Source organism: Haloactinospora alba (assembly GCF_006717075.1).
Classification (GTDB): domain Bacteria; phylum Actinomycetota; class Actinomycetes; order Streptosporangiales; family Streptosporangiaceae; genus Haloactinospora; species Haloactinospora alba.
Window position 1 is genome coordinate 970255 of sequence record NZ_VFQC01000001.1, and the last position, 13335, is coordinate 983589.

Consider the following 13335-nt stretch of genomic DNA (forward strand, 5'->3'; position numbering starts at 1 on the left):
GGGTGCTACTCGACCTGCTCGTTGAGAGTGCTGGTCAGTTCCTCGTTGGCCTCCTGCAGGACCTCGTCGGGGTCCTCGCCCTTGGCGATGTCGAGCATGGCACCGGGAAGGATCTTCTTGTCCTGGTCAGCGGCGTTCCAGTTGGGTGTGGCGGGGAAGAACTTGGTGTTCTTCATCGCTTCGGCCGCCGCTGCGGTGGCCGGCTCCTGCTGGTACTTCTCGTCGTCGAGCATCTCGGGGTAGGCGGGGAAGAACTCCGCCACGTCGGCGTATCCGGGGCCGCCCTCCTTGTCACCGAGGAGCGTCAGCAGTTCGAACGCCCTCTCCGGGTGCTCGGTGGCGGAGAAGACCCCCAGGGCGGAGCCTCCGGCGAACACCGGAGCGGGATCGCCGTCGGGGCCCGGGATCGGTGTCGCGCTGATGTTCTCGAGGAGTTCGGGGTCGTCGACCTTCTCCTCCATCTGGGTCATCGCCCAGGGCCCGTCGATGTACATGCCGAGCTGTCCGGCGGCCATGTCATCGAGCGCGGTCAGCTCGTTCTCTCCGACGTAGGCTTTCGGGGAGACCTCCTCCTCGGTGGTCAGGCCGGAGTAGAAGTCGATGGCCTCACGGGTTTCGGAGGAGGTCAGCTGCCCCTGCCACTCTCCGTCCTCCTGGGTGGCGATCTCACCGCCGTTGCTCCAGACGAAGCTGGCGATGCCGTTGGTGAAGTCGGTCGGGGCGGCGAACCCGGGTGTGTCCTTCTCGCTCTCGATCTCGCCGGCCGTGTCGACGAGTTCCTCCCAGCTCTGCGGCGGCTCGATGCCCAGGTCGGTGAACCAGTCCGCCCGGTAGTAGAGGACCCGCACCCCGGAGTACCAGGGGATGCCGTACTGGGTTCCCTCGTACTTCCCGTAGTCGACCGCCTCCTGGTCCATGTCGTCCAACGCGTCCCAGTCCCCGGCGTGCTCGTCGAGCTCGAGCAGGGCGCCCTGCGCGGCCCAGTTGCCCACCTGGTCGTTGCCCACCTCGAGGACGTCGGGAGCGTCTCCGCCCCCCATGGCGGTGTTGAGGGACTCCTGGGCGTCCTCCCAGGGGATGAACTCCACGTCGAGGGTGGTTTCGGGGTAGTCCTCCTGGTACCTCTCCTCGATCCCGTCGAAGTACTCGACACGCTCATCGGTGGAATCGCCCATGACCCACACGGTGAGGCTGTCCGCCGTGTCCTCGCTGCTGCTGCAGGCGGAGGCGAACAGCAGCAGGACCGAGGCGGCCGCGACACTCGGCAATCTCATGCGGTCTCTCCCTTCATGCGTCACCACGCATGCGACGTTGCGTCGGAAAAGACGCCCCCCGGAACATCTCTGGCTCGGCGACGAACGCACGACGCGGGCTTCGTCAGTTGTGCGGGATGTGCTGGGATAGCACTTGTGCTGTCTAACCGCTCTCCCCGGCGTGACGGACCGCCGTGCTAGCGGTGCCCGGGTACGCCGGTGCGGATTGCCCGCTAAACTAACAAGAAACTTTCCTAATAAATAGAGACGGCGGTGTCACAGTTATGTCTCGACGCCCAGGGACCCCGCGTCTACTGCGGCAACTCAACGACCGGTCGGCTCTTGAGCTGCTGCTCTCGTCCGGACCGCTAACGCGAACCCAGCTCGGCCAGGAGACCGGCCTGTCCAAGGTGACCGCCTCGCAACTGCTCGGCCGGCTGGAGGAACGCGGTCTCGTGCACGTTGTCGGAAGTCAGGCGGGCAGCAGGGGACCCAACGCGGCGCTGTACGCGGTGGTTCCCACGAGCGCCTACGTGGCCGCCCTGGACGTGAGCGCCACCGAGGTGACGGCCGCCATCGCCGACATCACCGGCCGCACCGTCGGGGAGGTCACCGTGGATCCCACAACCTCCGCCGACCCCGTCGCGGTGGTGCGTACCACCGTCCGGAGGCTCGTGGAGAGCGCGGAGGTGCCGATCGACCGGTTGATGGCATGCGTCATCGGAACTCCCGGTGTCGTGGACCCCCGTTCCGGTGACATCAGTTTCTCCTTCGACCTGCACTCCTGGCACGCCGGAGTGCTCGAGGCGCTCCGCTCCGAACTCCGCCGCTCGGTGCAGATCGAGAACGACGTCAACCTCGCCGCCCTCGCCGAACACGCCGAGGGCGCGGCTGAGGACGCCTCCGACTTCGCGCTCATGTGGCTGGGAAGCGGGGGAGGCGTCGGGATGGCGATCATGCTCGGCGACCGTATCCACCCCGGCAACTCCGGCGGGGCGGGCGAGATCGGTTACCTTCCCGTGCCGGGCGCCCCGCTTCCCGACGATGTCGGCCTCCCCGGCGGGTACCAGTCGCTGCACACCGCCTACGGCAAGCCCTCCCTCACCCACGGGTTCCAGGCCCTCGTCGGAGCGCAGGAGATCGTCTGCCTCGGCGCGACACACGGTTTCCCCGCCGAGCGGGCCGCCGACGTGATCGCCGCCGCGAACACTGGAGGCGCGCAGGGCGAGGCGTTCCTGGAGGAACTGGCCCGCCGCATCGCTCGGGGCGTAGCCTCCGTGTGCGTGGTGCTCGACCCGGGACTGGTCGTCCTCGGGGGAGACGTGGCCCAGACCGGGGGAACGGAACTGGCGCGCCGGGTCGCTGACGCCGCCGCCCGTATCGGGCCCAACGCGCCCGAGGTCGGCATCGGGCGCGTGGATGGGAATCCCGTGCTGCGCGGTGCCCTGCTCTGGGCACTCGAACAGGCGCGCGAGGAGGTGTTCGCGTCCGTGGAGTGAGATCCGCTGTCCGCGGGAGGAGAGGAACCGTCCTCCCCGCCGCGGGACGGGAGACTCACTCCCAGGCGTAGGTCACGCCCGTCTGCTCCTCGGAGAGCTCCCACAGTCGCTTCGCCGCCTGCCGGTCGCGCGCCGCGGAAGCGCGCGGGCACCGTCGGGGGGCACCACGCAGTCCGAACAGGCCGGTGGGGCCGATGTAGGAGTCCCCCGGGATCCGGGGGTCGAGAGCCGCCCGCAGGGTGGCCAGCGCCCCCATCTCCTCGCTCTGCCCCAGTGTTCCGGCCGCGCGGGAGAGGAACGCGCCCAGCCTCTCGCGCCCCTGTAGCGCGGGTCCCACCGCGGCGAGGTTCGTACCCGCCATCCCGGGGTGGGCGGCCACGGAACGCAACGAGGCCCCCGAGCGGTTCGCCGCGCGCTGCAACTCCCCGCTGAAGAGCAGGTTGGCCAGTTTCGACTGGCTGTAGGACGTCCACCTGCCGTACCGGCGCCTGCCGTGCGGATCGCCGAAGTTCATCCGGCCGAACTGGTGCAGGCCGCTGCTGACCGTGACAACCCGGGGGTCCGGTGCGGTGAGCAGCGACGGCAGTACCAGCCCGGTGAGTGCGAAATGGCCCAGATGGTTGGTGCCGAACTGCATCTCGAAACCGTCCGCCGTGGTGCGGTACGGCAGGGCCATGACCCCGGCGTTGTTGACCAGCAGGTCAACACGTTCACCGCGAAGCGACTCGGCGGCTTCCCGCACCGAAGCGAGGTCGGCGAGGTCGAGCCGCAGCAGTTCGACGCGCGCTCGGGGAACCTCCGAACGCAACCGTTGCAGCGCGCGTTCCCCCCTGCCGTGGTCCCGGCAGGCGAGCACGGTCCTGGCACCCAACCGGGCGAGCTCACGGGCGGCGACGAAACCGATACCGCTGTTGGCGCCCGTCACCACGGCCGTACGGCCGCTCTGGTCGAAAGCGTCGGACAGCTGCCAGGAAGGGGAACGCAACGTACGGACCTCCGGTCGCGGGTGATCGGCCCCGCCGGACGGAACGCGCAGCGAACCGGGGCGGGTGACCTTACCCACGAAACCGTACTAATGCTCGATGTCATTATCCAGTCGGAGGGGGTGACACGTTCCCGGCTCCGGAGGCGTCGACCAACCGCCTGCACATCGCGATCCGCGGGGCCACGGCGATCCCCGCCCGCTCCTCCTCCCGCCAGCGGGCGTGCAGCTCGGCACCCCACGCCAGGGAAGGGAGCTCAGCGAACCCCCGGCGCGTGTAGAACGGGGCGTTGAACCGCACGTCGCGGAACGTCGTCAACGTCACCCACGACAGGCCGCGCTCCCTCGCCCGGTCGCACACCGCCCGCAGCAGCGCCGTGCCCAACCCGGCGCCGCCCCGGTCCGGGCGCACCGCCAACTCCTCCAGGTAGGCGGCGCGGCGGTCTCCCCCCGACCACTCCGGCGCGAGGGCGGCCCCCAACGTCGACACCGCGGCGTAGCCGACAGCGGGACGCCCCACCACCAGGACCCACGCGGCACCGCGCAGGACGTGTCGGGGATCGCCGTCCGGAAGGTCCAGGCCGGCCGAGGCGAACAGCGTGGCGGCAGCGCGCCCCGCAGCGACCAGGTCAGGCACGTCGTCGTTCTCCATCGGGCGGACGCGGGGTGCGCTCCCCGCGCCGGTCGCCGGATCGGATCCGGAGGCAAAGGACGGCATGCCTCCTGATCCTCGGTGAGCATGCTGATCCCCGTCCACCGAATTTCCGTGCGGGGAACCGCAAGCGCGGTGTCTCCGCGCCCCCGCCCGTGGGAAAATACCGTCGCGCAACCGGAGACCCCCACCCAGGAGACCCCGCGATGGTGACAGGTGCTGACCACTCCCGGCTGGCTCCGCTCACCGCCGACGACCCCCAGCGGCTCGGTGCCTTCCGGCTCATCGGTCGGCTCGGCGCGGGTGGTATGGGCATCGTCTACGCCGGCCGGGACGCCGCCGACTATCCGGCGGCGGTCAAGATGATCCACCCCCACTACGCCGCGGACGCCGGCTACCGGGAGCGGTTCAACCGGGAGGTCCACCTGGCGCAGCGGGTCCAGGGACGCTGTATAGCCCCCCTGCTCGCGGCCGACACGGAGGCCGAGCTCCCCTGGCTCGCCGTCGCCTACGTCTCCGGCCCCACCCTGCACTCCTACATGGCGGCGAACGCGCCGCTGCGCGGCGGCGACCTCACCGGTTTCGCCGCGGGTCTGGCCGAGGCCCTGGCGGCCATCCACCGCGAGGGCATCGTGCACCGTGACCTCAAGCCCGAGAACGTCATCCTCGCCTCCGACGGGCCGAAAGTCCTGGACTTCGGGATCGCCCAGGCCCTCGACGACGTGTCGATGACCCACACTGACGCCGTGGTGGGCACCCCCGGATGGATCAGCCCGGAACGCTACGACGGCGAGCGCGCCGGCTTCGCCTCGGACGTGTTCTGCTGGGGCGGGCTGGTCGCCTACGCCGCCAGCGGACGCGCGCCCTACGGCGCCGGGCCGGTCGACGTACTGCGCTACCGCACCGTCAACGAGGAACCGGACAGCGCCGCTGCGGAACTCCCCACCGCGTTGCGCGGTGTCGTCCAGCGAGCCCTCAGCCGCTCACCCGCGGACCGTCCGACGGCGGCGGAGGCACTCACCGCCATCACGGGCGAACCCGCCAGCGACCACCCAGCGGGCGAGAGCGGGCACGAGCACCTCACGCGTGCCGCCACGCGCCTCCTCGACGCCGGATGGTCCGTGACCTCCGCCAGCACCGCCCTTCCCCACCAGCCGCTGCGTGCCACGACCGCGCAACGCCCCATCACGTTCGCGGGAAACAGCGTGCACACTCCCGCCGAACTCGCCGAACTGTTCCGTACCCATACCCAGCGCGCGGAGAACTGGCTGTGCGACAACGGTGCGGGCAAGCTGCGCGCCTGGCTGGACGACATCGGAGACACCGCCTTCGACCGGGACTACCTGTCCGGGATAGCTGGCAGGGAGGCGGCGGCGGTCGCCATAACCGCCTTCCTCGCCGCCCAGCTTCAGGACTCCCCGCCCACCTACCGCGGACACGACGCCAGCGTCAGCGGGCTGCGTGCCCTCGCGGAGGGCGGTCCGGCCGAGCACCAGGTACTCGCCGAGATCGTCATCAACGAGGTCTCGCTGATCACCGCCGCCCACCGCTGCGAGCACGCGGAGTGCGACACGCGCTGTGTGCGGTTGGAACGTGTCGGGCACCGAGCCCGTGGTGTCATCGACGGCGCGCTGCTGACCGCGGGGGAACTCGGGTTCCGGTTGGACCCGACGGAACGCGATCGGGCCGTGGCTCTGGCGGTCGTACTCATCGACGAACCGGCACGGGGGCGCCCGGCGCGTTCGGCGCTGCGCGCATGGCCCGCGCTCGCCCTGCCGTGGTGGCGCGCGCTGCTCACTGAGGCGCTCACCGCCGATCCCGGCAGCCTCGAGGGGCTACGCGCACTGGTCGCGGTCCAGCTGCTCGCCCCCGCCGCGCGTGCCGCGGCCGGTCCCCAGTGGCGCCGCCTCCTCAGACCCGGCACGTGGTTCGGACCGGGGGCGCCCCGCGTGTTCGTCCTGGCGCTGTTGCTGTGGTGCGTCTGCGGCTACGCGTTGGGAACGGTTCTCCGCCTCGCCGCTCCCGGCACCTTCCCCGCCCATCCGCAGGCCCCCGATAACTCCCCCGTCGCGACCGGTCTCGTCTACCAGACCGAAATGTGGCCGGCGTACCTGCTGATGGCCCTGGGAACGGCGCTCGCCCCCGTCCGCCTGCGACCGGCCGCCGTCGTGTACGGCACCTTTGTGACCGTGCCGCTCAGTCTGGTGCCGCCGTACCTGTCCCGTCCGCCGCTACTCGTGCCCGCCATGGTCCGTGACCCGCTGGTGAGCACCCTCACCGCGATGGGCCAGGGCGCCCTCGTCTGGACCGTGCTGGCGCTCCCCGCCGGGTTCGCGCTCTTCCTCTGGCTGATCATCTCCACACTGAGCGCCCGCGTTCCGTGGAGCCCCGCCCGGCCGCTCCTGGCGGAGCACCGTCCGTGGGTGCGTGCTGCCGCCGCTGGTGCGGGCTTGGGGGCAACCATCTGGACCCCGGTGTGGGCACTGGTGCTGTTGCTCGGCGGCGCGGAGGGAGAGCTCGCCGGCACCGGACAGACGAGCGTGGCCCAGGCGGAGGCGGCTCTCACCCTCCTGCTGCTGGCCTCCCTGCTCATGGGAACCGCCGCCTATGCCCTGTGGCGGTTCACCGGTGCCCACCTGCTCTGGATCTCCGCTGTCTGCGGTGTGTTCCTGATGGAGGTCTTCGCCGGCCACGACCTCGACATGCCCGTCCCGGGAGTGGGGGCGTTGACGTTGTGGCTGGTGAGGCAGGAACCCGATGCCGCGGGATGGGGTGCGCTACTGTTCCTGTTGCCCGGAGCGTTCGTCCTCGGCGCGTGGCTGAGCGAACGGTTGCGTTACCGGAAGTCCGCACCCGCCCCCGCAGCGGTCCCACACGGTTACTACGCGCCACAGCCGTACTGGGGCCAGGCCACGCCGTACCCCGGCCACGGCGGACAACAGTACGGCCACACCCCGCCGCCGCCCGGTGCCGCGGCCCCGCCGGCGCCCCCCACACGGGCGGGAGCGCCGACACAGGCCCCACCGAGTGGGCAGGCGCCGACCCGGGTGGACCCCGGGGAGGGGGACACGTCGGTCCAGGGGTGAGAAGGCCGCGCCGTGTCCCACGTGTTCGGGAGCGCGGTAGAGCGTTGATACTGGGGAGGGCGCGTCGGGTGCCCGAGCGCGTCCGTCCGGCCAGGAGCGCTTCTTCGGGACTCCGGTCAGGGAACCCCGCGGACGCTCGTACCGCGGGCGGGCGGGAGTCCACACCGGCACGTTCCGGCCCCGCCACCGCTTCCGGCGCGGTCGGGGAGGCCGGCCCCGTGGTCGCCTGCCACGTCGTGCGGACGGCCACATCCACACCACGAGAAAGGAGAACGACGCGCTCTCCCTTCCACCCGACGGGTGGGGTCCGCGTCGACCGTTCCATGAGACTCTCCCAGTTCTGGCAGCGCATGCACGAGCAGTTCGGTGAGACCTACGCCGAGAGCCTCGCCCGCGACCATGTGTTCGAGGAACTCGGGTCGCGCACGGTCCAGCAGGCACTCGCGGAGGGAGTGAGCGTCAAGGAGGTGTGGCGGGCGGTGTGCGACACCTTCGACCTGCCGCCGACACTCCGGTGAGACGTTTCGTACTGTCTCGCCTCCGTTCGGGACCCGGCAGTCGAACAGAAGTTCGGGTATGCTGGTAGTGCGCTCGGGATGCTGGTGCGCGCCGGGGACGTCCGACGCGCGTGGCTTCCGGTCCGACCGTGTGCCGGGAGAGGGCGTCCGTCTTGTCCCCAGGCGGCGGTCCGCGTCGCGAAATGTCGCCACCACCGCGTAGCGTCATCTCCGGAATGAAGAAGACACCGTCCCAACAGGGGTTCCCCGTGGCTGCTGCTGATCAAGAGAAGGCTCTAGAAACCGCGCTCGCCCAGATCGAGCGACAGTTCGGCAAGGGCTCTGTCATGCGCCTCGGTGATGACGACCGTCCTCCGGTGGAGTCCATCCCCACAGGCTCGATCTCGCTGGACGTCGCCCTGGGGATCGGCGGTATCCCGCGGGGAAGGGTCGTGGAGGTGTTCGGCCCCGAGTCCTCGGGCAAGACGAGCGTCGCGCTGCACGCCGTCGCCAACGCCCAGAAGCAGGGAGGGATCGCCGCTTTCGTCGACGCGGAGCACGCCCTCGACCCGGACTACGCGAAGAAGATCGGTGTCAACACCGACGACCTGTTGCTGGCCCAACCCGACACCGGTGAGCAGGCACTGGAGATCGCCGACATGCTGATCAGGTCGGGTGCCGTGTCCATCCTCGTCGTCGACTCCGTCGCGGCACTGGTTCCGCGCGCGGAGATCGAGGGCGAGATGGGGGACAGCCACGTGGGACTGCAGGCCCGCCTGATGTCCCAGGCACTGCGCAAGATCGCGGGCGTGCTCAGCCAGACCGGGACGACCGCGATCTTCATCAACCAGCTTCGGGAGAAGGTCGGTGTCATGTTCGGGAGCCCGGAGACCACGACCGGTGGCCGGGCACTGAAGTTCTACTCCTCCGTCCGCCTGGACGTGCGCAGGATCGAGACCCTGAAGGACGGCCAGGAGTCCGTCGGTAACCGGACCCGGGTGAAGGTCGTGAAGAACAAGATAGCCCCGCCGTTCAAACAGGCGGAGTTCGACATCCTCTACGGGATCGGGATCTCCCGGGAGGGCGGGCTGATCGACCTCGGCGTGGAACAGGGGATCGTGCGCAAGTCGGGGGCCTGGTACACCTACGAAGGAACCCAGTTGGGCCAGGGCAAGGAGAACGCGCGGAACTTCCTGGGCCAGAACGCCGACATGGCCAACGAGATCGAGAAGAAGATCAGGGAGAAACTGGGCGTGCGTTCCCCCGGCGACAACAGCTCCGGCGCCAGCGGCGCTGCGGGGGAGAGCAAGGAGACCGAGGACTCCGGCAAGGACACCGGTACCGGCGGCAAGGGGACCGGCGCGGGGAAGGAAACCAGCGCCAAGAGCGGTAGTACCGGTTCGGGCGCGGCCGCGACAAAGCGCACCACCAAGGGGAAAGCGACCTCCTCCTCCGCTGATGAGTGACGGGCGGCCAACCCAGGACACGTCCGTTCCGGAGGCCCGAGCCCACGAGTCCGAGAGCCCGGAGGGCAGAGCACGCGCTCTCTGCCTGCGGCTTCTCGCCACAGCCCCCCGGACCCGGGCGCAGCTGGAACGCGCACTGCGGCGCCACGGGACCGACGAGAGTGTCATCGACACGGTCCTGGAGCGTTTCGATGCCGCAGGGGTGGTTGACGACGCCGCGTTCGCCGACGCGTGGGTCGAGTCCCGCCACACCGGTCGCGGGCTGGGACGCGCGGCGCTCACGGCCGAACTACGGGAACGCGGCGTTGACGAGGAGACGATCCAACAGGCCGTCGAGGACCTCGACCCGGACCAGGAGGAGGCGACCGCGCGGGAGCTGGTGCGGCGCAAGCTCCGTTCCACCCGCGGGAAAGCGGTCAGTGTTCGCCTGCGCCGCACCATGGGGATGCTGGAACGCAAGGGGTACCCGGCCGGACTGTCCTACCGTTTGGCCCGGGAGGAACTGGAAGCCGAGGGCGCGGACGTCGATCTTCCCGAGCCCGACACCACCGCGTTCGAGTAGGGCTACTCCTTCTCCTCCGTTGCTTCCTCTGCTTCCTCTGTCTCCTCGGTGTCCTGCGGTTCGGAGCCGGTCCCACGGCCGCCTCCGGATACCAGTTCGATCTCCGGGACTCCCGCCGGGGCGAAACCGAAGATCCTGCCGTAGAAAGCGAGCTCGGCCTCCAGTGCGCGCTGCTGCGACTCCGCCGCGCGGAACCCGTGCCCCTCGCCCTCGAATTCGAGGTGAGCGTGGCTCAGCCCTTGTTCGGTGAGCGCGGCGGCGAACTCGGCGGCCTGCGGCGGTGGAACAACCGGGTCTTGGGTGCCCTGCAGCAGTAGTACCGGTGCCTGGATGTTGTCGGCCTGGTTGATCGGGGACCGCTCGCGGTAGGTGGCCTCGTAGCCGGGGAGCGGGCCGATGAGCGAGTCGAGGAACCGCGACTCGAAGTCGTGGGTTTCCTCGGACAGCCGCACCAGGTCGGTGACGCCGAACACGGAGACCCCGCAGGCGAACGTGTCCCGGGTGAGGGCGCTCAGCGTGGTGAACCCTCCGGCGCTCGCGCCGCGGATCGCCAACCGCTGCGGGTCAGCGGTCCCGTCATCCACCAGGGACTGGACCACGGAGACGGCGTCCTCGACATCGATCACGCCCCACTGGCGCTGCAGCCTTTCGCGGTACGTGCGGCCGTAGCCGGTGGAACCGCTGTAGTTGACGTCCACGATGCCGAGGCCGCGGCTGGTGAAGTACGCCTTGGCGAGGTCCAGCTCGGTGCCGGAGCAGCCGACGGGGCCACCGTGCACCCACACGATGTAGGGAGCGGGGCCGGTGCCGGTCGCCGCGGGGTTGGTGGGCGGGTAGACGTTGGCGTGTACCGCTCCGCCGTAACGCCCGTTGACCGAGACAGTGCGCGGTTCCGGCACGTAGTTGCTGTCGGGCAGGTCGTCCTGCGAGCGCCGGAGGGTCTGGGTGTGCCCGGTGTCGGGGTCGAGCTGCACGAGCCGTTGTGGCGTGTCGGCGGCGGCCGCCACCCCCACCACCGTGTTCCGGTCGCTGGCCAGCGCCTGCCAGCTCGTCAACGGGGTGCTCACCGCCTCCAGCTCGGCACTCTTCGGGTCGTACACGCCGACGGAGAGGTCCGCGTGGCCGTACAGGGTGACCACACGGCCGTCGTCGAGGAGCTGATAGGGCTGCATCCCGAGGGTGAACCCTCCGCAGAACTCCTTCTCCGCGGGGTAGAGCGCGAAAGCCGGCCCCGTGAGGCCGATCTGGTAGAGGTTCCACCAGCCCGGCCAGTCGGAGAGGAAGAGCAGCGACGACTCGTCCTGCCACATGGGGGCGAGCACGGATTCGCCCACGCCGCCCTTGAGGGTGTAGACGCCGGTGACACCGCTCTCCGAGAGGGTGCCCGCCCGCAGCTCGGTTCCGTCCCACGGCATCCGGGGGTGGTTCCACGAGATCCAGGCGAGGTGCTGACCGTCCGGGGAGGGGGTCGGAGAGGCGAAGAAGTCCGCGTCGGTGACCAGTTCGCGGACCGCCTCCGGCGTGTCGGCGGCTCCGGAGAGCGGTACGGAGACGATGGCGCGGCTCGGCCCGTCCTCGGATCCGTGCTGCTCCCGGACACAGATGACATGTCCGCCGTCATTGGTGAGCGTCATGTCGGCGTACCGCAGCGCAGCGTCCGCGGACGGTTCGGGGGTGAGCGGCTTGGGGGTGTCCCCGCCCTCCGCCAGGAAGTACAGGCGCTGGTCGTCGAGGTTGGCGAAGACGATTCCCGGCCGGGAGCCCTCCCCGCCCTCCTGGCGCGGAACCGGGACGTAGGAGCGCCCACCGTACTCGTGCACGCGCGTGCGAGCGTTCCACGGAGCGGCGAGTAACTCGGTGACGCTGCCGTCGGAGTCCCTGCGCATGATGGTGTTGCGTCCGTCCTCCTCCGGACGGGACTCCTCCCACCAGATCCTCTCCCCGACGACACTGGGGAAGCCCAGCCGTCGTTCACCTCTGGTGACATCATTCGCTGCGATCGGCGATGGCCAGGCGCCATAGGAGGCCGTCACACGGTCTGTCATGGTCAAACTTTACAAATGCGGGGGCAATGAAACGACATTTCGACCTTAGTGGTCCGAGGGCTGTGGAACGACGCGCGGCAGCGTCCCTCTACTGGGCTGCGACCGGCCCGACCCGCTGGTGCGACCGGCCCGCAGCGGCCTGTTCCGCCCGGATGCATCGTTCCGTAGTTGTGATCGGGGGACGGGTCGGCAGTGTAGCGGTTGGCTGCGTATAGTCCCGCCAAAAACGCGACGCGTTCTACGCGGTTCCTTCGACCCTTCGGTACACCGCCGAAGAGCAGTGAGACACCGAGGAGGATGCTCACCGTATGAGAACCGGAAACACGACCATGCGCGCGCCGGGCGCGCTCGCCCTGGCGGCAGTGGGAGTGCTCGTACTCGCCGGCTGCGGCGCCGGCGGCAACAACATGACGCTGGCTACGGGCTCGACCGGCGGTACCTACTACCCCCTGGGCGGTGAGATCGCCCAGCTGTGGTCGGACAACATCGACGACGTGAACGTGAGCACGCAGGCCACCGGAGCCTCGGTGGAGAACCTGCGCCTGTTGGACAACGGCGAGAACGAGCTCATCCTGGCAATCAACGGGGTGGCGGCGAACGCGGCCAACGGGGAGTCGGACTTCGCTGACGAGCCGCTTGCCAACCCGGACGACGTGACCCTCCTCGGCAACGTGTACCCCGAGGTGCTGCAAATCGTCGCCACCGAGGACTCCGGCATCGAGTCAGTCGCGGACCTGAAGGGCAAGCGGGTGGACATGGGGCCGCCGGGAAGCGGTACCGAGGTCGCCGCACGGCAGCTCCTGGAGTCCCAGGGATGGGACCCGGAAAGCGACGTCGAGGCGTTCAACAGCACCTTCGAGGAAGCGACCACGAAGCTCAGCGACGGTCAGGTCGACGCCGCGGTCGCGATCCTCGCTGTTCCGGCGGCCAGCATCGAACAGGTCGCCACCGGCGGAACCGACATCACCATGGTCGAGATCGCCGGGGAGGAAGCGGACCAGCTCATGGAGGACAACCCCAGTTACTCCACGATGGAGATACCGGAGGGCACCTACCAGGGGCAGGACCAACCGGTCCAGACGCTGACGAACTGGGCGTCGCTGTACTCCACGAGCGACCTCGACGAGGAGGTCGCCCACGACCTCGTGCAGGAGATGTACGAGGGGGCGGACGACATCGGCCATGACGTCGGTGACCAGCTGGACGCGGAGACCGCCACCGAGAGCCGGGGGCCGACCGACCTGCACCCGGGTGCCGAGCGCTACTACGAGGAAGCGGGCGTTCTGGACTGAG

General features: G+C 69.8%; 10 protein-coding genes. 6 read left to right on the top strand and 4 right to left on the bottom strand.

Translation table 11 applies throughout. The features are described 5' to 3' along the window. Positions 1-5 precede the first annotated feature (5 nt). Positions 6-1274 (bottom strand): extracellular solute-binding protein, encoded by a 1269-nt coding sequence (locus tag FHX37_RS04505; RefSeq protein ID WP_141922302.1) that lies wholly within the window; start codon positions 1272-1274, stop codon positions 6-8. 263 nt (positions 1275-1537) lie between these two features. Here FHX37_RS04505 and FHX37_RS04510 point away from each other — a divergent pair, with 263 nt between their 5' ends. Continuing rightward, the gene (locus tag FHX37_RS04510; protein WP_141922303.1) at positions 1538-2752 is read left to right on the top strand and encodes an ROK family transcriptional regulator; all 1215 of its coding nucleotides are present in this window, start codon (positions 1538-1540) and stop codon (positions 2750-2752) included. 55 nt (positions 2753-2807) lie between these two features. Here FHX37_RS04510 and FHX37_RS04515 read toward each other — a convergent pair whose 3' ends face one another. Continuing rightward, positions 2808-3815 carry an oxidoreductase gene (locus tag FHX37_RS04515; protein WP_394344468.1) on the bottom strand — a complete coding sequence of 336 codons (1008 nt, stop codon included), beginning with the start codon at positions 3813-3815 and terminating at the stop codon, positions 2808-2810. 25 nt (positions 3816-3840) lie between these two features. Further along, positions 3841-4452, bottom strand: coding sequence for a GNAT family N-acetyltransferase (locus tag FHX37_RS04520; RefSeq protein WP_141922304.1), 612 nt, complete (start codon positions 4450-4452; stop codon positions 3841-3843). A 140-nt stretch (positions 4453-4592) separates the two neighbouring features. Between FHX37_RS04520 and FHX37_RS04525 the strand changes: the two genes are divergently transcribed. The 4 genes from FHX37_RS04525 to FHX37_RS04540 all read left to right on the top strand — a co-directional run bounded on the left by FHX37_RS04525 (position 4593) and on the right by FHX37_RS04540 (position 9997). Further along, positions 4593-7472 (top strand): serine/threonine-protein kinase, encoded by a 2880-nt coding sequence (locus tag FHX37_RS04525; protein WP_141922305.1) that lies wholly within the window; start codon positions 4593-4595, stop codon positions 7470-7472. Between the two features lie 323 nt (positions 7473-7795). Beyond that, positions 7796-7990: a DUF3046 domain-containing protein gene (locus tag FHX37_RS04530; protein ID WP_141922306.1), complete on the top strand. Its 195-nt coding sequence runs from the start codon at positions 7796-7798 to the stop codon at positions 7988-7990. Between the two features lie 248 nt (positions 7991-8238). Next, entirely contained in the window at positions 8239-9435 is a 1197-nt protein-coding gene (gene recA / locus FHX37_RS04535) for a recombinase RecA (protein WP_141925008.1), read from the top strand. Beyond that, the gene (locus tag FHX37_RS04540; RefSeq protein WP_141922307.1) at positions 9428-9997 is read left to right on the top strand and encodes a regulatory protein RecX; all 570 of its coding nucleotides are present in this window, start codon (positions 9428-9430) and stop codon (positions 9995-9997) included. Before recA ends, FHX37_RS04540 begins: the two co-directional genes overlap by 8 nt. 2 nt (positions 9998-9999) lie before the next feature. Here FHX37_RS04540 and FHX37_RS04545 read toward each other — a convergent pair whose 3' ends face one another. Further along, positions 10000-12042, bottom strand: a complete 2043-nt coding sequence (locus tag FHX37_RS04545) for a S9 family peptidase (protein WP_141922308.1) — start codon at positions 12040-12042, stop codon at positions 10000-10002. 308 nt (positions 12043-12350) lie between these two features. Here FHX37_RS04545 and FHX37_RS04550 point away from each other — a divergent pair, with 308 nt between their 5' ends. After that, on the top strand, positions 12351-13334 hold the full coding sequence (locus FHX37_RS04550; protein WP_211351743.1) for a TAXI family TRAP transporter solute-binding subunit: 984 nt from the start codon (positions 12351-12353) through the stop codon (positions 13332-13334). Position 13335 lies beyond the last annotated feature (1 nt).

What these genes read in the sequence shown, in the direction of transcription:
- FHX37_RS04540 (WP_141922307.1), top strand. Translation starts at nt 9,428, where the DNA reads ATGAGTGACGGGCGGCCAACCCAGGACACGTCCGTTCCGGAGGCCCGA.
- FHX37_RS04550 (WP_211351743.1), top strand. Translation starts at nt 12,351, where the DNA reads ATGAGAACCGGAAACACGACCATGCGCGCGCCGGGCGCGCTCGCCCTG.
- FHX37_RS04530 (WP_141922306.1), top strand. Translation starts at nt 7,796, where the DNA reads ATGAGACTCTCCCAGTTCTGGCAGCGCATGCACGAGCAGTTCGGTGAG.
- FHX37_RS04510 (WP_141922303.1), top strand. Translation starts at nt 1,538, where the DNA reads ATGTCTCGACGCCCAGGGACCCCGCGTCTACTGCGGCAACTCAACGAC.
- FHX37_RS04505 (WP_141922302.1), bottom strand. Translation starts at nt 1,274, where the DNA reads ATGAGATTGCCGAGTGTCGCGGCCGCCTCGGTCCTGCTGCTGTTCGCC.
- FHX37_RS04520 (WP_141922304.1), bottom strand. Translation starts at nt 4,452, where the DNA reads ATGCCGTCCTTTGCCTCCGGATCCGATCCGGCGACCGGCGCGGGGAGC.
- FHX37_RS04525 (WP_141922305.1), top strand. Translation starts at nt 4,593, where the DNA reads ATGGTGACAGGTGCTGACCACTCCCGGCTGGCTCCGCTCACCGCCGAC.
- FHX37_RS04545 (WP_141922308.1), bottom strand. Translation starts at nt 12,042, where the DNA reads ATGACAGACCGTGTGACGGCCTCCTATGGCGCCTGGCCATCGCCGATC.